Source organism: Cupriavidus sp. Met-2 (assembly GCF_049843575.1).
Lineage (GTDB): Bacteria > Pseudomonadota > Gammaproteobacteria > Burkholderiales > Burkholderiaceae > Cupriavidus > Cupriavidus metallidurans.
Map to the genome: position 1 here is coordinate 132,692 of NZ_JBBHZL010000014.1, position 21,789 is coordinate 154,480.

Annotated in this window: 23 protein-coding genes; 13 read left to right on the plus strand and 10 right to left on the minus strand. The window is 64.7% G+C overall.

The window, feature by feature from the left end:
* Window positions 1–371: 371 nt before the first annotated feature.
* Both WD006_RS25140 and WD006_RS25145 read right to left on the minus strand, forming a co-directional pair.
* Window positions 372–1,463 (minus strand): CobW family GTP-binding protein, encoded by a 1,092-nt coding sequence (locus WD006_RS25140; protein WP_011515045.1) that lies wholly within the window; start codon window positions 1,461–1,463, stop codon window positions 372–374.
* A 50-nt stretch (window positions 1,464–1,513) separates the two neighbouring features.
* The gene (locus WD006_RS25145) at window positions 1,514–2,023 is read right to left on the minus strand and encodes a Fur family transcriptional regulator (RefSeq protein WP_011515046.1); all 510 of its coding nucleotides are present in this window, start codon (window positions 2,021–2,023) and stop codon (window positions 1,514–1,516) included.
* A 132-nt stretch (window positions 2,024–2,155) separates the two neighbouring features.
* Between WD006_RS25145 and WD006_RS25150 the strand changes: the two genes are divergently transcribed.
* The 4 genes from WD006_RS25150 (at window position 2,156) to hslU (ending at window position 6,375) form a co-directional block, all read left to right on the plus strand.
* Entirely contained in the window at window positions 2,156–3,055 is a 900-nt protein-coding gene (locus tag WD006_RS25150) for an alpha/beta fold hydrolase (protein WP_011515047.1), read from the plus strand.
* Between the two features lie 251 nt (window positions 3,056–3,306).
* Window positions 3,307–4,293, plus strand: coding sequence for a tripartite tricarboxylate transporter substrate-binding protein (locus tag WD006_RS25155; RefSeq protein ID WP_011515048.1), 987 nt, complete (start codon window positions 3,307–3,309; stop codon window positions 4,291–4,293).
* A gap of 195 nt (window positions 4,294–4,488) precedes the next feature.
* Window positions 4,489–5,025, plus strand: coding sequence for an ATP-dependent protease subunit HslV (gene hslV, locus WD006_RS25160; RefSeq protein ID WP_008642837.1), 537 nt, complete (start codon window positions 4,489–4,491; stop codon window positions 5,023–5,025).
* An 18-nt stretch (window positions 5,026–5,043) separates the two neighbouring features.
* Window positions 5,044–6,375, plus strand: a complete 1,332-nt coding sequence (gene hslU, locus WD006_RS25165) for an ATP-dependent protease ATPase subunit HslU (protein WP_029306786.1) — start codon at window positions 5,044–5,046, stop codon at window positions 6,373–6,375.
* Between the two features lie 77 nt (window positions 6,376–6,452).
* Here the strand turns inward: hslU and WD006_RS25170 are convergent, their stop codons facing one another.
* Window positions 6,453–6,980: a YcnI family protein gene (locus WD006_RS25170; protein ID WP_011515050.1), complete on the minus strand. Its 528-nt coding sequence runs from the start codon at window positions 6,978–6,980 to the stop codon at window positions 6,453–6,455.
* Window positions 6,981–7,227: 247 nt separating this feature from the next.
* Between WD006_RS25170 and WD006_RS25175 the strand changes: the two genes are divergently transcribed.
* Window positions 7,228–7,593 carry a hypothetical protein gene (locus WD006_RS25175; protein WP_008642831.1) on the plus strand — a complete coding sequence of 122 codons (366 nt, stop codon included), beginning with the start codon at window positions 7,228–7,230 and terminating at the stop codon, window positions 7,591–7,593.
* Window positions 7,594–7,634: 41 nt separating this feature from the next.
* Here WD006_RS25175 and WD006_RS25180 read toward each other — a convergent pair whose 3' ends face one another.
* Together WD006_RS25180 and WD006_RS25185 are read right to left on the minus strand one after the other, a co-directional pair.
* The gene (locus WD006_RS25180; RefSeq protein ID WP_008642829.1) at window positions 7,635–8,228 is read right to left on the minus strand and encodes a response regulator transcription factor; all 594 of its coding nucleotides are present in this window, start codon (window positions 8,226–8,228) and stop codon (window positions 7,635–7,637) included.
* Window positions 8,228–9,607 (minus strand): ATP-binding protein, encoded by a 1,380-nt coding sequence (locus WD006_RS25185; protein WP_011515053.1) that lies wholly within the window; start codon window positions 9,605–9,607, stop codon window positions 8,228–8,230. Before WD006_RS25185 ends, WD006_RS25180 begins: the two co-directional genes overlap by 1 nt.
* A gap of 181 nt (window positions 9,608–9,788) precedes the next feature.
* Here WD006_RS25185 and WD006_RS25190 point away from each other — a divergent pair, with 181 nt between their 5' ends.
* Entirely contained in the window at window positions 9,789–10,277 is a 489-nt protein-coding gene (locus tag WD006_RS25190; RefSeq protein WP_011515054.1) for a copper chaperone PCu(A)C, read from the plus strand.
* An 85-nt stretch (window positions 10,278–10,362) separates the two neighbouring features.
* Here the strand turns inward: WD006_RS25190 and WD006_RS25195 are convergent, their stop codons facing one another.
* Both WD006_RS25195 and WD006_RS25200 read right to left on the minus strand, forming a co-directional pair.
* Entirely contained in the window at window positions 10,363–11,298 is a 936-nt protein-coding gene (locus tag WD006_RS25195; protein WP_008647224.1) for a LysR substrate-binding domain-containing protein, read from the minus strand.
* 54 nt (window positions 11,299–11,352) lie between these two features.
* Window positions 11,353–11,583: a cysteine-rich CWC family protein gene (locus WD006_RS25200; RefSeq protein ID WP_029306785.1), complete on the minus strand. Its 231-nt coding sequence runs from the start codon at window positions 11,581–11,583 to the stop codon at window positions 11,353–11,355.
* 209 nt (window positions 11,584–11,792) lie between these two features.
* On the opposite strand from WD006_RS25200, the gene argB reads away from it, so the two are divergent.
* The 6 genes from argB to WD006_RS25230 all read left to right on the plus strand — a co-directional run bounded on the left by argB (window position 11,793) and on the right by WD006_RS25230 (window position 17,388).
* Window positions 11,793–12,710, plus strand: coding sequence for an acetylglutamate kinase (argB, locus tag WD006_RS25205; RefSeq protein ID WP_008647220.1), 918 nt, complete (start codon window positions 11,793–11,795; stop codon window positions 12,708–12,710).
* Between the two features lie 64 nt (window positions 12,711–12,774).
* A complete protein-coding gene (locus WD006_RS25210) occupies window positions 12,775–13,779 on the plus strand; it encodes a pyrimidine 5'-nucleotidase (RefSeq protein ID WP_011515057.1) in 1,005 nt (334 codons plus the stop codon).
* Window positions 13,776–14,426 carry a nucleoid occlusion factor SlmA gene (gene slmA, locus WD006_RS25215; protein ID WP_011515058.1) on the plus strand — a complete coding sequence of 217 codons (651 nt, stop codon included), beginning with the start codon at window positions 13,776–13,778 and terminating at the stop codon, window positions 14,424–14,426. The genes WD006_RS25210 and slmA overlap by 4 nt, the downstream gene beginning before the upstream one ends.
* Window positions 14,427–14,696: 270 nt before the next feature.
* Window positions 14,697–15,869, plus strand: a complete 1,173-nt coding sequence (metX, locus tag WD006_RS25220) for a homoserine O-succinyltransferase MetX (RefSeq protein WP_008647216.1) — start codon at window positions 14,697–14,699, stop codon at window positions 15,867–15,869.
* Complete coding sequence (gene metW / locus WD006_RS25225; RefSeq protein ID WP_008647215.1) at window positions 15,866–16,477, plus strand: methionine biosynthesis protein MetW; 612 nt, start codon at window positions 15,866–15,868, stop codon at window positions 16,475–16,477. Before metX ends, metW begins: the two co-directional genes overlap by 4 nt.
* Before the next feature lie 92 nt (window positions 16,478–16,569).
* A complete protein-coding gene (locus tag WD006_RS25230; protein ID WP_011515059.1) occupies window positions 16,570–17,388 on the plus strand; it encodes an acyl-CoA thioesterase in 819 nt (272 codons plus the stop codon).
* A 1-nt stretch (window position 17,389) separates the two neighbouring features.
* Here WD006_RS25230 and WD006_RS25235 read toward each other — a convergent pair whose 3' ends face one another.
* Window positions 17,390–18,670: a muropeptide transporter gene (locus WD006_RS25235; RefSeq protein WP_011515060.1), complete on the minus strand. Its 1,281-nt coding sequence runs from the start codon at window positions 18,668–18,670 to the stop codon at window positions 17,390–17,392.
* Window positions 18,671–18,777: 107 nt separating this feature from the next.
* Here WD006_RS25235 and WD006_RS25240 point away from each other — a divergent pair, with 107 nt between their 5' ends.
* A complete protein-coding gene (locus WD006_RS25240) occupies window positions 18,778–19,743 on the plus strand; it encodes a M48 family metallopeptidase (RefSeq protein ID WP_035820371.1) in 966 nt (321 codons plus the stop codon).
* Between the two features lie 73 nt (window positions 19,744–19,816).
* On the opposite strand, the gene argC is transcribed toward WD006_RS25240, so the two are convergent.
* Window positions 19,817–20,764, minus strand: a complete 948-nt coding sequence (gene argC / locus WD006_RS25245; protein ID WP_029306783.1) for an N-acetyl-gamma-glutamyl-phosphate reductase — start codon at window positions 20,762–20,764, stop codon at window positions 19,817–19,819.
* Window positions 20,765–20,989: 225 nt separating this feature from the next.
* Window positions 20,990–21,766, minus strand: coding sequence for an exodeoxyribonuclease III (locus tag WD006_RS25250; protein WP_011515063.1), 777 nt, complete (start codon window positions 21,764–21,766; stop codon window positions 20,990–20,992).
* Between the last annotated feature and the right edge of the window lie 23 nt (window positions 21,767–21,789).

Consider the following 21,789-nt stretch of genomic DNA (forward strand, 5'->3'; position numbering starts at 1 on the left):
GCAGCGCTACCAGTCTTGCTGCGGCTTTCCTTCGTCTTTGTTGCGGCTGTCATGGGGACACCTCTCTACGCGTCGAAGAGTGACGGCGCATTGTCGAGGCGACCCCAGGCGGAGGGCGGTCTCCGCACAAAGCCCACGACCGCGCCTGCTGGCGGCCCCGCCTCATGCTGACGACGACTGCCGCCCTGCGGATACGGTTGCGGCCAAAACGTGCGCCGTCCGTATCAAATCCGGCCTATTGTACTTGAACAACTTTCCGGTAGATATGGGAGAAAACCGGACAAAAGCCACGAGTTTTCCCTGTACCCCCTTTCGGGAGGGATTATCGGGCCGGATTTACGCAGGTGTCTGATGGCGCACTAAACGTAAAGTCAGGCGAGGCAGGCCGCAAGTCCCTTCAGAATTGCGTCGCGCGGCAGGTCCACGCCAATGAAGACCATCTTCGTGCCCGGTTGTTCATCTTCCCACTTGGCGCCGATATCGCTGCCCATAAGCTGGTGCACGCCCTGGAACACCACCTTGCGGTCCACGCCTTCCATATAGAGCACGCCTTTGTAGCGCAGCAGCTTCTCGCCGTACACGGACAGGATGCCCGACAGGAATTCCTCTAGCTTGCCGTAATGGAACGGCTTGTCGCTGCGGAAGACGAACGACGCGATCCGGTCGGTGTGATGATGATGGTGGTGGTGGTCATGCGCGTGGCCGTGCCCGTGATCGTGGCCATGCTCATGGCCGTGGTCGTGACCGCAATCGGTGCCGCAGTGTTCGCCGTGTTCGTGGTCATGTTCGTGGTCGTGCTCGTCGGCGCGCAGGAAATCTGGGTCGATCTCGAGCTTTTCGTTCAGGTTGAAACCGCGCAGGTCAAAGATCAGGTCGATCGGCGCTTCGCCGAAGTGCGCGGCGTTGATCGGCGCGCGCGGGTTCATGTGCAGCAGGCGATGACGCAGATCCGCCACCTCGGCTTCGCTCACCAGGTCGGCTTTGGTGATGAAGATGGCGTCGGCAAAGCCCACCTGGCGCTGTGCTTCTTCCTGCTTGTCGAGCTGCAGGTTGGCGTGCTTGGCATCGACCAGCGTGATCACGGCGTCCAGCAGGTAGCGCGAGGCGATTTCCTCGTCCATGAAGAACGTCTGCGCCACGGGGCCCGGATTGGCCACGCCCGTGGTTTCGATCACCACGCGATCGAACGCGATCTTGCCTTCATCGCGCTGGGTGACCAGATCGGACAGCGCCTGCACCAGATCGCCGCGGATCGTGCAGCAAATGCAGCCGTTGCTCATCTGCACGATCTGCTCGCGGCCGTCCTGCACCAGGATCTCGTTGTCGATGTTTTCTTCGCCGAACTCGTTTTCGATCACGGCGATCTTCATGCCGTGCTGCTCGTTGAGGATACGCTTGAGCAGCGTGGTCTTGCCGCTGCCGAGGAAGCCGGTAAGGATCGTGACCGGAATCAGTTTGGACATGTTGTGGTACTCCGAGAAAAGGGCTCGCCGTCTAAAGGTGTCTGGATGTGTCAGTGCGCGGATGCGTCGCCGTGCGATCGGCCGCATTCGGCGCAGATGCCGTTGACCGTCAGTTCCACGTGTTCGACCGCAAATCCGTTGGGTACCCGGGGGGCCACGGATTTCCCGGCCGACTCCAGGCAAAACGTACGATCGCAGCGTGTGCAGTGAAAGTGGCTGTGCTGTCGATGGACTTCGGCGCGCGCCGCTTCGTGCTCCACAAGCGAGAAGCGGAACACGCGGTCGTTGCCGGCGCGTTTCTGTGCCAGGCCCTGGTCCACCAGCCAGTCCAGCACCCGGTACACGGTCACGCGGTCCACGTCGCCTTCGGCCGGCAGGTGATCGATCACGGCCTGGTGGGTGAGTGGCTCGGGTGCTTCGATCAGGCAGGCCAGAATTGCCAGGCGCGGTTGCGTCACACGTGCGCCAAGCTGGCGCAGACGCAATTGCGCCGTGGCCAGCGGATCTCCGGGCATGACTGCGTCATCGGACGCAGCCGCATGTGGGGTGGTGCGTGTCATGCGAAGGATTTAACCATAGGCCCCTACCCGATGCAATTCAGTTGCACCAACAGGGTCTTCGAGACGGCGGTGCGCCGGGATTCAGCCTATGATCGGCACAAAGCGCCAGAAAAGAGGCCCGGAGACAAAGTCATGCAGAACGATGCCAGTGCGTTGCTGTTTCCCAATTTCGAGTGGTTCCGGCTGAAGGTGGACGAGGTGGAAATCGCTGGCGTGCGTGGCGGTTCCGGCCCGCCGCTGCTGTTGCTGCACGGGTTTCCGCAAAGCCACCTGATCTGGCACAAGGTGGCCCCGGCGCTGGCCGACCGCTTCACGGTGATTGCCACCGACCTGCGCGGATATGGCAGCAGCGGCGCGCCACCGGCCAGCCCTGGGCACGAGGCCTACAGCAAGCGCGAGATGGCGCGGGACCAGGTGGAGGTCATGCGCCAGCTTGGTTTTTCCCGTTTCGCGCTGTGTGCCCACGACCGTGGCGCGCGCGTGGCGCATCGGCTCTGCATCGACCACCCCGAGGCGGTCAGCCGCGCGATGCTGCTCGATATCGCGCCGACACTGGCGATGTACGAGGCCACCAGCATGGCCTTTGCCGCCGCCTACTGGCATTGGTTCTTCCTGATTCAGCCGGCGCCGTTCCCGGAGACCCTGATCAATGCCGAGCCCGCGTTCTTCATCGACAAGCTGCTGGGCTTGCGCCACGCGGGCCCGAGCCCATTCGCCCCCGATGCGATGGCTGCGTATGTCGCCGCGATGCAGGAGCCGGCGCGCGTCCATGCGATGTGCGAGGACTATCGCGCCGCCGCTACCATCGATCTGGACCACGACCGCGCCGACCGCGAGGCCGGGCGCAAGCTGGCCATGCCTGTGCGCGTGCTATGGGGCGAACACGGCGTGGTGGCGCGCTGCTTCGAGCCGCTGGCGCTCTGGCAGGCCCTGGGCGACGCGGTCAGCGGCGCGACGCTGCCGTGTGGCCACTATGTTCCGGAAGAGGTGCCCGAGCCGCTGCTTGAGGAAATGCTCGAATTCTTCCGTTAGATAACAGTGGGTCACATTCTCACGGGTTAGCCCCTATACCTCGCAATTGTCCGGGGTTGCTAACATCCACCTCCGGCTCCGCCTGTCGGCGGGGTTCGCTGCCGCATATCACCACTTACATAGATAGATGCCGATGGTCATCGTGGCGATTCCACCCGGATCGCCATGTTCGGGCGTGCCATGAAGACTGGCCTGCCCGGCGGCATACGCGGCGTTGGTACGGGGTAAAGAGGGAATCAGGAGAGACGTATATGAAACGAGTTGCATTGAAATTCGCGGCCGTGCTGGCTGTTGCTGGCGTGGGCGTTTTCTCGGGAGCACAGGCGCAGGAATATCCTGCCGGCAAGCCCGTGCAGGCGGTGGTGCCGTTTGCTGCTGGCGGCCCGACCGACAAGGTCGCGCGCGAACTGACGATGGTGATGTCCAAGCACCTGGGCACCACGATCGTGATCGAAAACCTGGGTGGCGCCGGCGGCACGATTGGCGCCAAGAAGGTGGCTCAGTCCAAGGGTGACGGCTACACGATCCTGATCCACCACATCGGCATGTCCACCGCCCCGGCGCTGTACCGCAACCTGGGCTTCGATCCGCTCAAGGACTTCGAGATGGTCGGCGAGATCGCCGACGTGCCGATGGTGCTGGTGGGTAACAAGCAACTTCCGCCGGCCAGCTTCAAGGAGCTGGTGCCGTACATCAAGGCCAATTCCAGCAAGCTGTCGCTGGCCAATGCCGGTATCGGCTCGGCCTCGCACCTGTGCGGCCTGCTGTTCCAGAGCGCAATCCAGACCGAACTGACCACCGTGCCGTACAAGGGTACTGCGCCGGCGCTGACCGACATCCTCGGCGGCCAGGTGAACCTGATGTGCGACCAGACCACCAACATCGCCGGCCAGCTCAAGGCGGGCGCGCTCAAGCCGTACGCGGCAATGCAGCCGCGCCGCGTGGAAGCATTCAAGGACATCCCGACCGCCGCCGAGCAGGGCCTGCCGGGTGTGGAAGTGAAGATCTGGCACGCGATGTACGCGCCGAAGGGCACGCCGAAGCCGGTGATCGACAAGCTGTCGGCCGCGCTGCAGAAATCGGTGGCCGACCCGAACTTCCGCGCCAAGATGGCTGAACTCGGTGCCGAGGCCGTGCCGGCCCAGCGCGCCACGCCGGATTCGCTGCGCGTGTTCCTGGCGTCGGAAATCAACAAGTGGACGCCGGTGATCAAGAAGGCGGGTGTCTACGCGGACTGATCGGCAATCGCTGCTCCGTGCCGCAAAGGCCACGCGTATCGCGTGGCCTTTTTTATTGTCCGTCCCGCCCGCAGATAGGGATGGCGGCGGGAGAACGGGCGATTTCCTATATTGGAGAACCGTATCGGCGCCGGGCTCTTGAAAGCTGCCGAGCCGGCGCCACCTACGCGGCTGACACCTATCACGGAAGGCACCATGGAACAGTATCACGGCACCACCATCGTCAGCGTCCGCCGCGGCAATCAGGTCGCACTGGGCGGTGACGGCCAGGTCACGCTGGGCAATATCGTGATGAAGGGCACCGCGCGCAAGGTACGCCGCATCTACAACGGCAAGGTGCTGGTTGGGTTTGCCGGCAGCACGGCCGATGCTTTCTCACTGCTCGACCGCTTCGAAGCCAAGCTCGAGAAGTACCAGGGCAACCTGACCCGCGCCGCGGTGGATCTCGCCAAGGACTGGCGCTCGGATCGCGCGCTGCGCCGCCTGGAAGCCATGCTGATCACGGCAGACAAGGACACCACGCTGGTCATCACTGGCAACGGTGATGTGCTCGACCCCGAAGGCGGCATCGCCGCGATCGGCTCGGGCGGCGCCTACGCGCAGTCCGCGGCCAAGGCACTCGTGGAGAACACGGAGCTGCCGCCGAAGGACGTGGTCGAAAAGGCCCTGACCATCGCGGGCGAGCTCTGCATCTACACGAACACCAATTTCGTTATCGAAACCCTCGACTGACGCGCTGAACGGATTCCCATGTCGCACACCATGACCCCGTCGGAAATCGTTTCCGAACTCGACAAGCACATCATCGGCCAGAACAAGGCCAAGAAGGCCGTGGCCGTGGCGCTGCGCAACCGCTGGCGCCGCCAGCAGGTGGCAGAGCCGCTGCGCCAGGAAATCACGCCGAAGAACATCCTGATGATCGGGCCGACTGGCGTCGGCAAGACCGAAATCGCGCGCCGTCTGGCCAAGCTGGCCGATGCGCCGTTCATCAAGATCGAGGCAACCAAGTTCACTGAAGTCGGCTACGTCGGCCGCGATGTGGACACGATCGTGCGTGACCTGGCCGAAATGGCCGTCAAGCAGACGCGCGAATCGGAAATGAAGAAGGTGCGCACCAAGGCCGAAGACGCCGCCGAGGACCGCCTGCTGGACGTGCTGCTGCCGCCGCCGCGCGACATCGGCTTTGCCCAGCACGAGGAGAAGGACTCGAACACGCGCCAGGTCTTCCGCAAGAAACTGCGCGAGGGCGAGCTCGACGAGAAGGACATCGAGCTCGAGGTCTCCGCTGGGATGCCGAACATGGACATCATGGGCCCCCCGGGCATGGAAGACATGACCGAGCAGATCCGTTCGATGTTCGCGGGTCTGGGCCAGGGCAAGAAGGCGCGCCGCAAGATGAAGGTCAAGGACGCGTTCAAGCTGCTGATCGATGAAGAGGCCGCCAAGCTCGTCAATGAAGAAGAGCTCAAGCACAAGGCCATCGCCAACGTCGAACAGAACGGCATCGTGTTCCTGGACGAGATCGACAAGATCGCCAGCCGCAGCGAAGTGGGCGGCGGCGAAGTGTCGCGCCAGGGCGTGCAGCGAGATCTGCTGCCGCTGGTGGAAGGCACCACGGTGAACACGAAGTACGGGATGATCAAGACCGACCACATCCTGTTCATCGCGTCCGGCGCGTTCCATCTGTCGAAGCCGAGTGACCTGATTCCGGAACTGCAGGGTCGCTTCCCGATCCGCGTGGAACTCGAATCGCTGTCGGTGCAGGACTTCGAGGCCATCCTCACGCAGACCGATGCCAGCCTGACCAAGCAGTACCAGGCGTTGCTGAAGACCGAGGAAGTGGAACTGCAGTTCTCGCCGGATGGCATTCGCCGCCTGGCCGAGATCGCGTTCTCGGTCAACGAGAAGGTCGAGAACATCGGCGCGCGCCGCCTGTACACGGTGATGGAGCGCCTGCTCGAGGACCTGTCGTTCCACGCAACGAAGTCGTCGGGGGAAACCGTGACAGTCGATGCGGCATACGTCGATGCGCGCCTGGGTGACCTGGCGGGCAACGAGGATCTGTCGCGCTACGTGCTGTAACGCAGGCCGAAGTCTGAAAGTAAAAGAGCCGGGTGACCGGCTCTTTTCGTTTGGGGTGGCGTCGGACGCCCGGTTACTCAGTGCGAGTGCACGTGGCCGCCGGCAGGTGGCAACACCTCAAGCTCCGCTGCCGGGGTCTTCAGGTCCCGGGTGGTCTGGCCATCGGCGGGAATCTGGGTCCACTCGGACTTGCCGCTCTCGCATTCCTGTAGCACCGGGAAGTAGAGCTTGCCGCCCTGTTCGGGCAGCTTCATCAGCATGCGGAATTCGTCGAAGTGTTCGTCGGCGAGCGTGTTGCCAAACCACCGGATCGTATGCACGTCCTCGTCGATAGTCTTGCCGTGCGAGGTATAGGGCTTGGCGAGCTTCGCCCGTTTGATCTCGAGTTGCCAGCCCGGCTTCGGTTGCGGATGCACGCCCTGTACGCCATCCGGGATTGTCACCGTTACCGCGCGCGTCGCGCTGCCGTTGCAGCCATGACCGACCAGCAACGTGCCCTTGTAGTAGCTGCCCGCGGGCGCCTGCTTCTGTTCGAAAACGATATGGGCCGAAGCCATGGGGGCGGCAACGATAAGCAACGATGCCAGCAGGGTGCGGATGTTCATGGGAAAAGGTCAGGATGGCGAGCCGTGATAGCGCGTCAGTCTAGCGCCAAAGCACCCTTGCGCCGTGCGACCTGGTGACGCAGCACATGGCGAGAGGCCGTTCACGTCCTCGGCTGGGCGTTGATGTCAGCGCGATGTATTGCCTCTGCTCACGCCGGTAAGGTTGGTAAGCATTGGTAAGCACACTGGCGCGGTTCTATCGGGAAATGAGACCCTTGCGCATCTTGATGGTCCTGGGAGTCTGCCCATGTCGCAGAACATTTCGCGAACCCCCTTTTTCCATCGCAACCAGGTGCGCAAGCGCCGAGTGGCGATGGCCACTGTTGGCGTTATGGCCGGCATTACCGCGGCAACGTTGTTCCTGTGTGTCCGTCCAACGATGGCGCAGCAGGGTGTCGCCGCATTGCCGGTGACAGATTCGGCCCATGCCGACCAGCCTGAACGTCGCGCCATGCACGAAGGTCAGGCCGCGGTGGCGGCCTTGGCGATGGCGTCCGGCGCGATGGTGACGCTGGCCGATCGCCATGCGACTGATGCCGTGCGCATTGCCGATGCGTCTGCGTCGGCGGATGCCGACGATCTTGGTTGGGATTACGTCCAGCTGCGCCTGTGAGCCAGTGCGATGGCCGCGCGGCTGGCGCGAGCCGGCCGGATTCAGCGTGAAACCGGCCGCTTGCCCAGCTTGCGCTGCAAGGTGCGCCGATGCATATTCAGCGCGCGCGCCGTGGCCGAGATATTGCCCCCATGCTCGGTGAGCACACGTTGAATATGCTCCCATTCGAGCCGTGCCACCGATAGCGGCACCGGTTCCTCCAGCGCGGCCTCGGCCGCATCCTCGGAAACACCCGCCATCAGCGCGGTCAGGATCGAGTCGACATTGGCCGGCTTGGCCAGATACTCATCAGCCCCTTGTTTGACCGCGGCCACGGCCGTGGCGATGCTTGCGTAGCCGGTCAGCACCAGGATGCGCGCATCGGGCAACGCCGCGCGCAGCGGCGCCACCAGATGCAATCCCGATTCCGAGGCTGACGTGCCGCCCGACTCCGGCGGCGGTCCCAGATGCAGATCCAGCGTGACGTAGGCGAATGGTGTCCTGCCGGCCAGGGCCAGCGCTTCGGCGCCGTTATGGGCGACCTGCACGGCATAGCCGCGGCGCGTGAGGGCGCGGGCCAGGGTGCCGGAAAAAACTTCGTCGTCATCGATGACGAGGAAGGGCATGGCGTCGTTGGAGGCGGTGACGTCGGTCATCACGGTTGGAAGTCGGGTTGTGCGGCGATGGCGCGTTCGGATGCGGCCGTGAGCGGAAGGCGAAGTTCGAGCACCGTGCCGCCCGCCGGATTGTCATGCCACGAGATCTGGCCGCCGAGCTGGCGCGCGGCGCTCTGCGCGAGGTACAGGCCGATGCCCTGGCCACCATGGGCGCTGGCCACCGGCGATTCGCCCAGCCTTGCGCGCAGCCCCGGCGGAAGGCCGTGGCCGTGATCAGTGACGCGGTACACCAGCGCATCGGCCTCGCGCGCGATGTCCAGCCGCAGCGGTGGCCCCTGGCGATGGTCATGCCCGGCGGCCTGCTGGCTGCGCGCGGCATTGTCGAGCGCGATCGTCAGGATCTGGCTGATGCGTGCCGTGTCCACGGCCTGCGCGGCCGCATCGGGCGCGGCACCGGCCTGCAGGCTTGCCTGTGGATGACGCAGTTGCCAGCGTTCGACGAACGGCGCCAGCCACGCATCGATTCGCTGCGGTGCCAGTGTTTCATGGTCGGCGCGCAGCCGGGCCAGGATCGAACGGCAGAGTTCAAGCTGCTGTTCCATCGTGCGGAGGTCGGCCTGGTAGTCGGCCACCGGTGTGTCGCTGCGATTCGTGTTCTCGGCGTCGGCACGCAGTTCCCCGGCGATCACGGCCAGCGTGGCCAGCGGGGTGCCGATCTCGTGCGCCACGGCGGCGGCCTGGTCATTGAGCGCCTCCACGCGCGCCTCGCGCAGCAGCAGCTCGCGCGCCTCGTTCAGTTGCGCGTCGCGCTGGCGCAGCGCGTTGGACAGCCGCGCCACGAAGAACGCGATCATCACCGCACTGGCCACAAAGTTGAGCCACATCCCGGCCAGGTGATAGTTCACCGCGTTGTCGGGGTTGTGCAGATCGAGCGGTATGTACTCGAGCAGCAGCATCGAATAGCAGGCCAGCGCGTACGCCGCGAGCGTCACCACCAGCCGCCACGGCAGGATGGCCGAGGCAATCGCCAGTCCGGGCAGGTAGAACGACACGAATGGATTGGTCGCGCCGCCCGTGTAGAACAAGATGGCCGACAGCGCGGTCAGGTCGACCATCATCTGCACCATCAGCTCGGCGTCGGACGGCGCCGTGCCGTGGCGCGTGTGCCAGTGCAGGCGCGCCACGGTGAACACGTTGAACACGGTCTGGACGGCGAACAGGAACAGCAGCGGCTTGTAGGGCAGGGCGATGCCGGCCAGCGACTCGCATGACACCAGCAGCAAGGCCTGGCCCGCCAGCAGCGCCCAGCGCAGCCAGCTAAGGCGGCGCAGGCTCACCAGGCTGTGACGCTGCGGCGCCGTGCCGATGGGCGGGGCGACGGAGGGCGGTAGGGTGGACATGACGATCGGGGGATGCATGGCGCGAGTGTAGCAATGCCGCGGATCGGCGCTTGCAACGTGCGACACAGTGCCGCATTCTGAACGGCGGGCGGCGCTGCCAGACTGCGAGGTTCAGATCGCGGCAAGACACGCGGGGTGCTGCGTGATCTAATGACCGCCCTCAACACCCAATTCGTGCTGAATCGTGGAGATGTTCCCTATGCAAGCCAAGTTCCGCGCGGCCCGCGCCGCATCGATCGCAACCCTCGCCCTGGCCGGTCTGCTGGCCAGCGCCCAGGCCATGGCGCAAGTCGACGTCAGCGACGCCTGGGTGCGCGGCACCGTGCCGGCGCAGACCGCGTCTGGCGCGTTCATGACGCTGCACGCGCATCAGGACGCCAAGCTGGTCGGCGTGTCGTCGCCGGTGGGCACCGCCGAACTGCATGAAATGAAGATGGAAAACAACGTCATGCGGATGCGCCAGATTCCCTCGCTGGATCTGCCGAAGATGCAGGACGTGCAACTGAAGCCGGGCGGCTATCACGTGATGCTGATGGGCCTGAAGCAGCAGCTCAAGGCGGGCGACACGGTGCCCATCACGCTGAAGTTCGAGCAGAACGGCAAGGTGGTCGAGCAGCAGGTGAGCGCGCAGGTTCGCGACATGACCGCTTCCGCGCAGGGTGGCGGCCACGGCGATCACAAGCACTGAAGCAGCGATGCGCTGATTTCCGGTGCTGATCCGGGTACGTTGAGCGTCGGCACCGGACCCCGTCAGGGGTCATCGGACGGGGTGGTCAGCCGCGCAGGCTGATCGCGTCGGAGCTTTCCGCTTCCGGCGCGACCGCTTGCAATACCCGTTCGCGTAGCCAGGTCAGTCCCGGGTCCGCGTCGGCCTTCGCCGGCCAGATCATGCAGAACGCGAAGCCGGGGATCGTGAACGGCGCCTCGAAGATCGCCAGACGGTCGTCTGCCAGCGCTTCCAGCGAGCGGCGCGCGGTGGTCAGGACCATGTTGGTGCCAAGGATCAGGCCGGGCGCCACGCTCCAGTGCGGCACGGTGCAGGCGATCTTGCGTCGCCCGCCCAGTCGGGTCACGGCCGCGTCGATGGCGTCCCCGCGCTCGGTGGCTGCGGTCACCAGCACGTGCGAGCGCGCCAGATAGGCCACGTGATCTAGCCGGCCCGTATCGCGAACCGTTGCGGCGTCCACGGCACATGCAAAATCGTCGTCGAACAGCACCGCGGTGCGCACGCCTTCCGGCTCGAATGCGAAGGCGCCGAATGCCAGGTCGATCTGGCCATCCGCTACCTGAGCGGTCATCGTTTCCAGACTGCCCTGCGTGACGGTGAGGTCAATATTGGGCGCGGCCTTGCGCACCGTGCGCAGCAGGCGCGGCAACACCACCAGCGAACCATAGTCGGACATCGCCAGCTTGAACGTCCGCCGGGCCGTGGCGGGCTGGAAGCCACCGGGCCCCAGCAGGATGCGGACCTGCGCGAGCGCCTCGGCCAGTGGCGCGGCCAGTTCGTGGGCGCGCGCGGTCAGCACCAGGCCGCCCTGGCCACGTACCAGCAGGGGATCGTCGAGCAACTGGCGCAGCCGCGCCAGCGAGTGGCTCACGGCGGGTTGACTGAGCTGCAGGCGCAGTGCGGCGCGCGAAATATGGCGTTCCGCAAGCAGCGCTTCCAGCACCACCAGAAGGTTGAGGTCGATTCCACGAAGGCTATTCATGCCGCGAATGTTAAACCGAACTTGGGGTGTTTGGGCATTCGCTGCTCTAAAAATTCAATCTGGAGCAACGGCGTCCTGGGGGACGTCGTCCTGCCGCTGCCGAAGGCAGGTTGGACACAGGCAATGTTGGCCCGCCACGATCTTGCGCGACGGCAGCAGCGGCAGGCTGGCGCACCAGCATTCGGGCAGCCCGGCCACGTAGCCACAGACGAACGCGGCGCCGCAACGGCTGCAATGTTCGACCGGGCGCAACTGGCCTGTCTGGATCGTCGACGGATCGGTCATCGTATGCCACTCATCCGGATTGCAATGTGGTCGCGGGTTTCTTGTAAAATCGGCGCCTGCCGTGGCCGGATGGCGCACCCGGGGGGATCCCCGTGACGCGCTGCTTCCCAGACGGCTATTGCCGCAACGCCGGCCTCGCGCGTCCTTTGCCTGTCCGGCGGACGATTAGTCATGATACCTGCTCCACATCACACGGAATGTCCAAAGCCATGAACGCTGACAATCCTGAGCCTGCTACCAAGTCGGTTGCGGCCATCGCTCCCTCCCTCAAGGCTGAAATCCTTGCCGAGGCGCTGCCTTATATCCGGAAGTTCCACGGCAAGACCATCGTGGTCAAGTACGGTGGCAACGCGATGACGGAAGAGAAACTCAAGCACGGTTTCGCGCGCGACGTGATCCTGCTGAAGCTCGTCGGCATGAACCCGGTGGTTGTGCACGGCGGTGGCCCGCAGATCGACGAGGCGCTCAAGAAGGTCGGCAAGGTCGGCACGTTCATCCAGGGGATGCGCGTGACCGACGAAGAGACGATGGAAGTGGTCGAATGGGTGCTCGGCGGCGAAGTCCAGCAGGACATCGTCATGCTGATCAACCAGTACGGCGGCCAGGCCGTGGGCCTGACCGGCAAGGACGGCGGGCTGATCCGCGCCAAGCGTCTGCAGATGCCGGACCGCGAGAACCCGGGCACCTTCATCGACATCGGCTACGTGGGTGATATCGAGGCGATCAACCCGGCCGTGGTGAAGGCGCTGCAGGACGATGCCTTCATCCCCGTGATCTCGCCGATCGGTTTCTCCGACGATGGCCAGGCCTACAACATCAACGCCGATGTGGTGGCTGGCAAGATGGCCGAGATCCTCAAGGCCGAGAAGCTCGTCATGATGACGAACATCCCGGGCGTGATGGACAAGAAGGGCAACCTGCTGACCGACCTGTCCGCGCGCGAGATTGAGGAACTGTTCGCCGACGGCACGATCTCGGGCGGCATGCTGCCGAAGATCTCGTCGGCGCTCGACGCGGCCAAGAGTGGTGTGCACTCGGTGCACATCATCGACGGCCGCATCGAACACTCGCTGCTGCTCGAAATCCTGACCGAACAGGCCTTCGGCACGATGATCCGCTCGCACTGAGCGCGTCATAGGGGAATCCGCCGCGTGCGGGTTCCCGCCTCTTCCTCCATTTCCAGATACCCGCGTGTTCATTCGTCAGCCCACCCAGCGTCGCGGCGTAGAACGCGCTCGCCTGCATTCCTCCCACCGGCCGCGGCGCCATCTGGTCCGCGGCGTGGCCGGCAACACGTCTGGCGACACCGTCTGGCTGTTCGATCTCGACAACACGCTGCACGATGCCTCGCACGCCATCTTTCCGGCGATCAACCGACTGATGACGGCCTACGTGGCGCGTGTGCTCGGCTGCGACGACGCTACGGCCAGCCGGGTGCGCGTCGACTACTGGCAGCGCTACGGCGCCACGCTGCTCGGCATGGTCCGCCACCATCAGGTCGATCCGGCGGACTTCCTGCGCGCCGCGCATGATTTCCCCGAGCTGGCGGACATGGTGCGCGTGCGACGAGGTCTGGTGGCCGCACTGCGCCAGTTGCCGGGGCGGAAGATCCTGGTCACGAACGCACCGCGCAACTACGCGCGCAGCGTGATGGCGATCGCTGGCATCGATCGATGTTTCGAGCGGGTCGTGGCCATCGAGGACATGTGGGTGCACGGACACCTGCGTCCGAAACCGGACCGCCGCATGATGCTGCGATTGCTGGCGCAGATCGGCGTGGCGCCGCACCGGGCGGTACTGGTGGAAGACACGCTGTCGCACCTCAAGCACTATGCGGGGTCGGGTATCCGCAGGGCCTGGGTGACCGGCTACCTGCGCACGATCGCGCCGTCACGGCCGCACGTGGTGGTGCCGGCTCAGGACGCCAGCGTGCCCGGCGCGGCGCGTGACGCGGTCACTCGCTCGACGCTGGCTGCCGAAGACCGCCAGCGCGTGGCGCATCTGGCGCAGGAACGGTCGGTGACGCTGGTGGCGGCCGAGAGCCAGGACCCCACCCGTGCGGCAACCACGCCACAGTCGCAGCCCGATCATTTGCCGCGTATGCGGGCACGCGTGACGAATCGGCCCGGCTATGTGGACATAAAAGTACAATCGATGCATCAACTCCTACGACGAATGTGGAGAACCGGGTCATGACTCAAACCATTTCAAGCCAGGCAGAGGCGGACACGCCCGCTGGCCACTCGCCGGAAGCGGCGCCCGCGCGCAAGCGTCCGCGCCCGGGTGAACGCCGTATCCAGATCCTCCAGACGCTGGCAGGGATGCTCGAACACCCGCGCGGGGAAAAGATCACCACCGCGGCGCTGGCTGCGAAGCTCTCGGTATCCGAGGCCGCGCTGTACCGGCACTTTGCCAGCAAGGCGCAGATGTTCGAAGGCCTGATCGGCTTCATCGAGCAGACCGTCTTCGGCCTGATCAACCAGATCACCACGCAGGAAGAGCATGGGCTGCGCCAGGCGCAGGCGATCGTGCGCATGCTGCTGTCGTTCGCCGAGAAGAACCCCGGCATGACGCGTGTGCTGACTGGCGAGGCGCTCGTCGGCGAACACGAGCGCTTGCAGGAGCGCATCAACCAGATGATCGACCGTATCGAGGCGTCGCTGCGTCAGTGTCTGAAGGTGGCCGTCAGTCAGGCGGCGTTTCCGCCCGATGCCGATATTCCGTTGCGCGTGGCGCTGATCACGGCGGCCGTGCAGGGGCACTGGCATCGCTTCGTGAAGAGCGGTTTCCGCAAGGCGCCGACCGAGAATATCGATGCGCAACTGCGCATCCTGCTGGGCTGATCCGAACAGGAGCAGGCACAAAAAACGGTTTGCACTATAATGTGCGGGTCGCGCCGATTTGATGACTGGCTTGCGGGCGCGCGGCGATGGGAAGGGAAGTCTTCCGGTTGCCAATATAAATGCGGCTAAAGAGGTTGGGTCGGTGCCTCGCGGAAGATTCATGCATGGCACCGGCACGCGGGACACCGCGAACGCCCGACTTGGCTGCGAAGCATCACACGCACTGCCAGTCGGGTTTTTTTATGCCTGCCTCACTCGCGGGCCCCGCTCATGACCGATGTCGCTCCTCCCGCTGGTGTGCTCGACGTGCCGACCGATTCCGTCGGTGTCGTTACGCCCCAGCGCATGCATTTTTCGGAGCCGCTGCAGCTCCGCAACGGCAGCCAGATCGCCGACTACGACCTGATGGTCGAAACCTACGGCACGCTGAACGCCGCGCGGACCAATGCCGTGCTGGTCTGTCACGCGCTCAACGCCTCGCACCACGTCGCCGGCATCGCCGCGGACAATCCGCGCGATATCGGCTGGTGGGACAACATGGTGGGCCCCGGCAAGCCGCTCGACACCAACCGCTTCTTCGTGATCGGCGTGAACAACCTCGGCTCGTGCTTCGGATCGACCGGGCCGATGAGCACCAATCCGTCGACCGGGGCGCCGTATGGCGCGTTGTTCCCGGTGGTGACGGTGGAAGACTGGGTCAACGCGCAGGCGCGCGTGGCCGACATATTCGGCATTCAACAGTTCGCCGCCGTGATGGGCGGCAGCCTGGGCGGCATGCAGGCGCTGGCCTGGAGCCTGATGTATCCGGAGCGGCTGCGCCACTGCATCGTGGTGGCTTCCACGCCGAAACTGTCCGCGCAGAACATCGCGTTCAACGAGGTCGCGCGCAGTTCCATCCTGTCGGACCCGGATTTCCACGGCGGCAACTACTACGCGCACAACGTCAAGCCGAAGCGCGGCCTGCGCGTGGCGCGGATGATCGGCCATATCACCTATCTGTCCGACGAGGACATGGCCGAGAAATTCGGCCGCTCGCTGAAGGCCGAGGACATCCGCTTCTCGTTTGACGTCGAGTTCCAGGTGGAAAGCTACCTGCGTTACCAGGGCGACAAATTCGCCGAGTACTTCGACGCGAATACCTACCTGCTGATCACGCGCGCGCTCGACTACTTCGATCCGGCGCTGGCGCACGGTGGCGACCTGACGCGCGCCATGGCGCAGACGCAGGCCGGCTTCCTGGTCGTCAGTTTCACCACGGACTGGCGCTTTGCGCCGAACCGCAGCCGCGAGATCGTCAAGGCGCTGCTCGACAACAAGCGACCGGTGTCGTACGCGGAGATCGACGCTCCGCACGGCCACGATGCCTTCCTGCTCGACGACGCCCGCTATCACAACCTGATGCGCGCCTACTACGACCGCATCGCAGAGGAGATCGGCGCATGAACGCGGCTTCCAATCCGAATATCCTCGCGCTGCGTCCGGACTTCCGCGCTATCGCGCGCTGGATCGAACCGAACTCCACCGTGCTCGACGCCGGCTGCGGCGACGGCAGCCTGCTGCGCGTGCTGCAGGACGAACTGGACGTTCAGGCCTACGGCATCGAGATCCGCGATGAAGAGGTACTGGCTTGCGCCCAGAAGGGGGTGCATGTCATCCAGCAGAACCTGGAAGGGGGGCTGGCGCTGTTCGAGGACCAGAGCTTTGACACGGTGATCCTGTCCCAGACGCTGCAGACCATCCACAACACGGCCCAGGTGCTGCGCGACACCCTGCGCGTGGGCCGCGAGTGCATCGTCTCGTTCCCGAACTTCGGCTACTGGCCGCACCGGCTGTCGGTGTTTCGTGGCCGGATGCCGGTGTCCGAGTCGCTGCCGTACCAGTGGTACAACACGCCGAACGTGCGTGTGCTGACGATCAGCGATTTCGAGGCGCTGGCGCCCAAGGTGGGCCTGCGCGTGCTCGACCGCGTGGTGATGCATGAGGGTGTGACGGTGAACTGGGGCGTCAACTGGCGCGGCAGCCTGGCGGTGTACCGAGTCTGCGCGGTCTGATGGGGTATCGGTCCGATGAGTCGATAGCTTGACGCAAGCCTCTGGCAGGCATACCGTACGTGAGTTACCGAACGATCGTACTATTTCCTGCCATGACGCAAGCGCCCCTGCATCCACTCGATCAAGCACTGAAGCTCGAACCCGCTGGCGAACATCGCTATGTGGGCCATACCAGCCAGGCTTACTGGAACATGATCGGCCCGTTCGGCGGAGCCACCGCGGCCGTGATGCTGCAGGCCGCCCTGGTGCACCCAGAGCGCCTGGGCGACCCGATTGCGCTCACCGTCAACTTTGCGGGGCCGATTGGGGAGGGTGACTTCGAGGTCGAGGCGCGGCCGTCGCGCACCAATCGCTCGACCCAGCACTGGCATCTGGAACTGCGTCAGAACGGCGAGGTGACGACCACCGGCAGCGCCGTGTTTGCCGTGCGTCGCCAAACCTGGAATTCGGGCGAGGCCGTGATGCCGCAGGTGCCCGCCGCCGAATCGCTGCCGGTCATGAGCGGTTTCGCGCCGGTGAAGTGGCTGGGCAGCTATGACATTCGGGCAGTCCGCGGCGCCAAGCCGACCACGGCCCCCGGGACCGAGAACCCCGACAGCCTGTCCCAGTTCTGGATTCGGGACGAACCGGCACGCACGCCCGACTATGCGTCGATGGCGGCATGGTGCGACGCGTTCTATCCGCGCATCTTCCTCAAGCGCGCGGGCTTCGTGCCGGCGGGCACGGTATCCCTGACCACATATTTCCATGCCGATGCCGCCACGCTGGCGGCAGTTGGCGACAGCCATGTGCTGGGCTGCGCGCAGGCGCGCGTGTTCCGCCAGGGCTTCTTCGACCAGAGCGCGGAGATCTGGAGCGCGAGCGGCGAGTTGCTCGCTACCTCGCACCAGATCGTCTACTACAAGGAATAAGTTACGCCGGGCGCGGCACCGCAGGTTCTGCCGGTTCCCGCGCCTGCGCTTCGTAGCGGTGGACGGTGTTGCGCATGGCCCAGAGCAGCGCAACGCCGGGCACGGCCGCGATGACGGTGCCAAGGTAGAACGGCGCCCATCCCCAGGCTTCGACCATGTAGCCGGAGGTCGGCCCCACGTAGACGCGTCCGATCGACGCCAGCGCAGATAGCAGCGCGTACTGGGTGGCCGAGAATGACCGGTTGCACAGCGTCATCAGCAGCGCCACGAAGGCCGCGGTGCCCATGCCGCCGCAGAGGTTTTCGACGGCGATCGTCGCACCCATCGTCCACAGGTGCGGCGGCGTGACGGACAGGATCCAGTAGCCCAGATTCGACACGCCCTGCAGGATGCCGAACAGCATCAGCGAACGGTACAGGCCCAGGCGCACCATCAGCGAACCGCCGAACAGCGCGCCGATGATCGTCGCGGCCAGCCCCAGCGTCTTGTTGACGATGCCGACCTCGCCCGGATCGAAGCCCAGGCCGCGAATCAGGAACGTGGTCGACAGGCTGCCCGCGAAGGCGTCGCCGAGCTTGTACAGCACGATCAGCAGCAGCAGCCACCACGCGCCCTGGCGGCCAAAGAAATCGCGCAGCGGACCGACTACCGCTTCTTCCAGCGAGCGCGGCGCGCGCGCCGGGACGTCCGGCTCCGGCGCCCAGATCAGCGTGACCAGCCCAACGCTCATCAGCGCCGCCATCAGCAGGTACATGTGTGGCCACCCCAGCACGCGATCGGCCAGATAGAGCGCCAGCCCACCCGACACCAGCATCGCCAGCCGGTAGCCGAGCACCTTGACCGCCGCGCCGGCGCCGCGCTCGGACGGGCGTAGCACGTCGGTGCTGTAGGCATCGAACACGATGTCCTGCGAAGCCGACAGGAAGGCGACCAGTGTGGCCAGCGCGGCCAGCGCCCACAGTGCCTCGTGGGGTGGGCAAAACGCCATCGCCGCGATGCTGCCCACCAGCCCGAGCTGCGTGACCAGCAGCCAACCGCGCCGACGGCCCAGTAGCGGCGGCGTGAAGCGGTCCATCAGCGGAGCCCAGAGGAACTTGAAGATATAGGCCTGGCCGACCAGCGAGAAAAAGCCGATCGTCTTGATGTCCAGCCCTTCGACCGTCATCCACGCCTGCAGCGTGCCCGAGGTCAGCGCCAGGGGGAGTCCGGAGGCAAAACCGAGCGTCAGCATGGCCCCGATGCGGCGATTGCGGAAGATGTCGAGATAGTCTTGAAAAGTCATGATGGCGAGGACGGCGCGCGGCTGGCTGTGTATTATTGCATCACCAATTCCGCGCCCCCGAACAAGTCGAAATTTTCTACCCAGCGAGCCCTGCCTTGAACCCGAACGTGTCCGACACATCGTGCCGGTTGCGCCAGCAGGCCGTGGCCGCAGCCTTCGTACTGGCTGCCGCGCTGGGCGCCGCGCATCCGCTTCCCGCGCGGGCGCAGGGAGTTGCCGTGGTTTCCGCGCCCGACGATGGCGTGCGGGTTGATCGCCGCTATTCGAAGGTGCGGGACATCGTGCCGATGGAGGTGATCGACCAGCAGGCGGCGCGCGAGTACGAACAGGTCAAGCAGGAAGCGATCGCCAAGCACACGCTGGTCGACGAAGACGATCCGCAGGTGAAGCGCCTGCGCGAGATCGGCATCCGGCTGCTGCCGCAGACCGTGCTCTGGAATCCGCGCGCCGGGCGCTGGGCCTGGGAAATCAACCTGATCCGGTCCAAGCAGGTCAACGCCTTCTGCATGCCGGGTGGCAAGATGGCCGTCTATTCCGGCCTGCTCGATGAGCTCAATCTGACCGACGACGAAGTGGCCATGGTCATGGGCCACGAGATCTCGCACGCATTGGAAGAACACGCCCGCCAGCGCGCGGCGCAGGCCGAGATCTCGAACCTGGGCGCAAACGTGGTGTCGCAACTGACCGGCTTCGGCAACCTTGGCAATATGGATATCGGCTCCAATGCCAAGATGCTGTCGCTGCGCTTTTCGCGTCAGGAAGAGACCGAAGCCGACCTGATCGGCATGGATATCGCCGCGCGCGCCGGGTATGACCCCCGCGCGGCCATCACGCTTTGGCAGAAGATGGGCGCAGTGCTCAAGGCCGGCGACGAGTTCACCTCGACCCATCCGTCCGGCCGCAGCCGGATCGCCGTGCTTCAGGCGCATATGAATGAAGTGCTGCCGCTCTATGCCAAGGCCATGAATATGCCGATGGAAAAGCTGCCGCCTTACAAGGCCAATATGGCTGACCTGCACGACGCGCCGGTCGACGCGGGTGACGAGGATCTCCAGCATCCGCTGAAAAAGTAGCGGCGGTGGCCCGGACGGGCGAAAAAAAACCGGCTCAGATCGAGCCGGTTTTTCTTTTGAAGCGGGCGAGACCTCAGGCAACGAGCCCCGTGGCTTCGTCGGCGCCGATATGGACGTTCATGCATTGCACGGCCGCACCGGCCGCACCCTTGCCGAGGTTGTCCAGGCGCGCCACCAGGTTCAGGCGTTCTTCGTTGCCGAAGACGAACAGGTCCACGCGGTTGGTGTCGTTGTTCGCCTGGACGTCGAAGAAGCCGTTGTCCAGATTGGCGTCGCTGTTGAACGGATGGACGCGCACGAACTGCTCGCCTTCATAGTGCTTGCGGTAGATGTCGAGGATGGCTTCCGCATCGGCCTTGCGCGACAGCAGCCCCGGATACACCGGCACCGTCACGGCCAGACCCTTCAGGAAGTTGCCGACGATCGGGTTGAAGATCGGCGCCTGCGACAGGCCGGTCTGCACACGCATTTCCGGCAGGTGCTTGTGCGCCAGACCCAGCGCGTACGGACGCGGGCTCATCAGCTTCGGATTTCCGCCGGCTTCGAACTCCGCGATCATCGACTTGCCGCCGCCGCTGTAACCGGTCAGCGAGAACGCCGAAGCCGGATAGTCGGCAGGCATCAGGCCGGCTTCCACCAGCGGACGCACGGCCAGCACGAACGCGCTGGCGTGGCAGCCCGGCACGGCGATGCGCTTGCTGCTGCGCACCTTCTCGCGCTGGCCACGGGTCAGTTCCGGCAGGCCGTAGGCCCAGTTGTCAGCCGTGCGGAACGCCGTGCTGGCGTCGATCACGCAGGTGTCGGGGTTGGTCACCAGCGACACGGCCTCGCGCGAGGCCACGTCCGGCAGGCACAGGAAAGAGACGTCCGAGGCGTTCAGGAATCGTGCTCGCTCCTGCGGGTCCTTGCGCTTGTCATCGGCAATGCGCAGCAGTTCCACATCGGTGCGACCCGAGAGATAGTCAAGCAGCCGGAGACCGGTGGTGCCTTCCTGACCATCGACGAACACTTTGAAAACCATGGCGGACTCACTCTGAAAAATGCGAAAAGTCTCGCGTCCTTGGGGGCGGAGAACCAGCATTGTAGCGAGGTTGGGTGTCTGGTGCAGGGTTTACGCGAGAGCGGCGGCCGCAGCCATCCGATCAGGCTGCTGAAGCTGCTGGACCGTCACCCGAACCTGTTCGATGAGACGCGCGCCATCTGAAGGCGGACGGCACCCCCGGCGTTGCGCCGGGGGATGCGCACATCACAACGGAAAATCGTAATCGATCGACAGCGGGGCGTGGTCGCTGAACTTCTCGTCCTTGTAGATCGACGTAGCCTTGGCGGTAGCCGCGATTTTCGCCGTGGTCAGGTGGTAATCGATGCGCCACCCCACGTTCTTCGCGTACGCCTGACCGCGGTTGCTCCACCATGTGTACTGTTCGGGGCGCGGGTCCAGCTGGCGGAATACGTCGACATAGCCGTGGTTGTCGAACAGTTCGCCGATCCAGGCGCGCTCTTCGGGCAGGAAACCGGAGTTTTTCAGGTTGCCCTTCCAGTTCTTGATGTCGATTTCCTTGTGGGCGATGTTCACGTCACCGCACAGCACGATCTCGCGGCCGCTGGCTTTCAGCTCCAGCAGGTGCGGCAGGAAGGCTTCCATAAAGCGGAACTTGGCCTGCTGGCGCTCCTCCGAGCTTGAGCCGGAAGGCACGTAGACCGAGATCACGGCGAGGTGCGGATACTGCACTTCGACGTAGCGACCCTCAGCATCGAACTCCGTATTGCCGAAGCCGATGATCACGCGCTCCGGCTTGTGGCGGGTATAGAGGCCCACGCCGCTGTAGCCTTTTTTCTCGGCATAGTGGAAGTAGCCGTGATAGCCGTGTGGCGCCAGGAACGCCTCGGTCATGTCGGCTTCCTGGGCCTTGAGTTCCTGAACGCAGACCATGTCCGCTTCCTGCTTGCCCATCCACTCGAAGAAGCCTTTCTTGGAGGCGGAGCGGATGCCGTTGAGGTTGGCGCTGATAATCCGTAACATCTCGGGAAATTTTGAATTCAGAG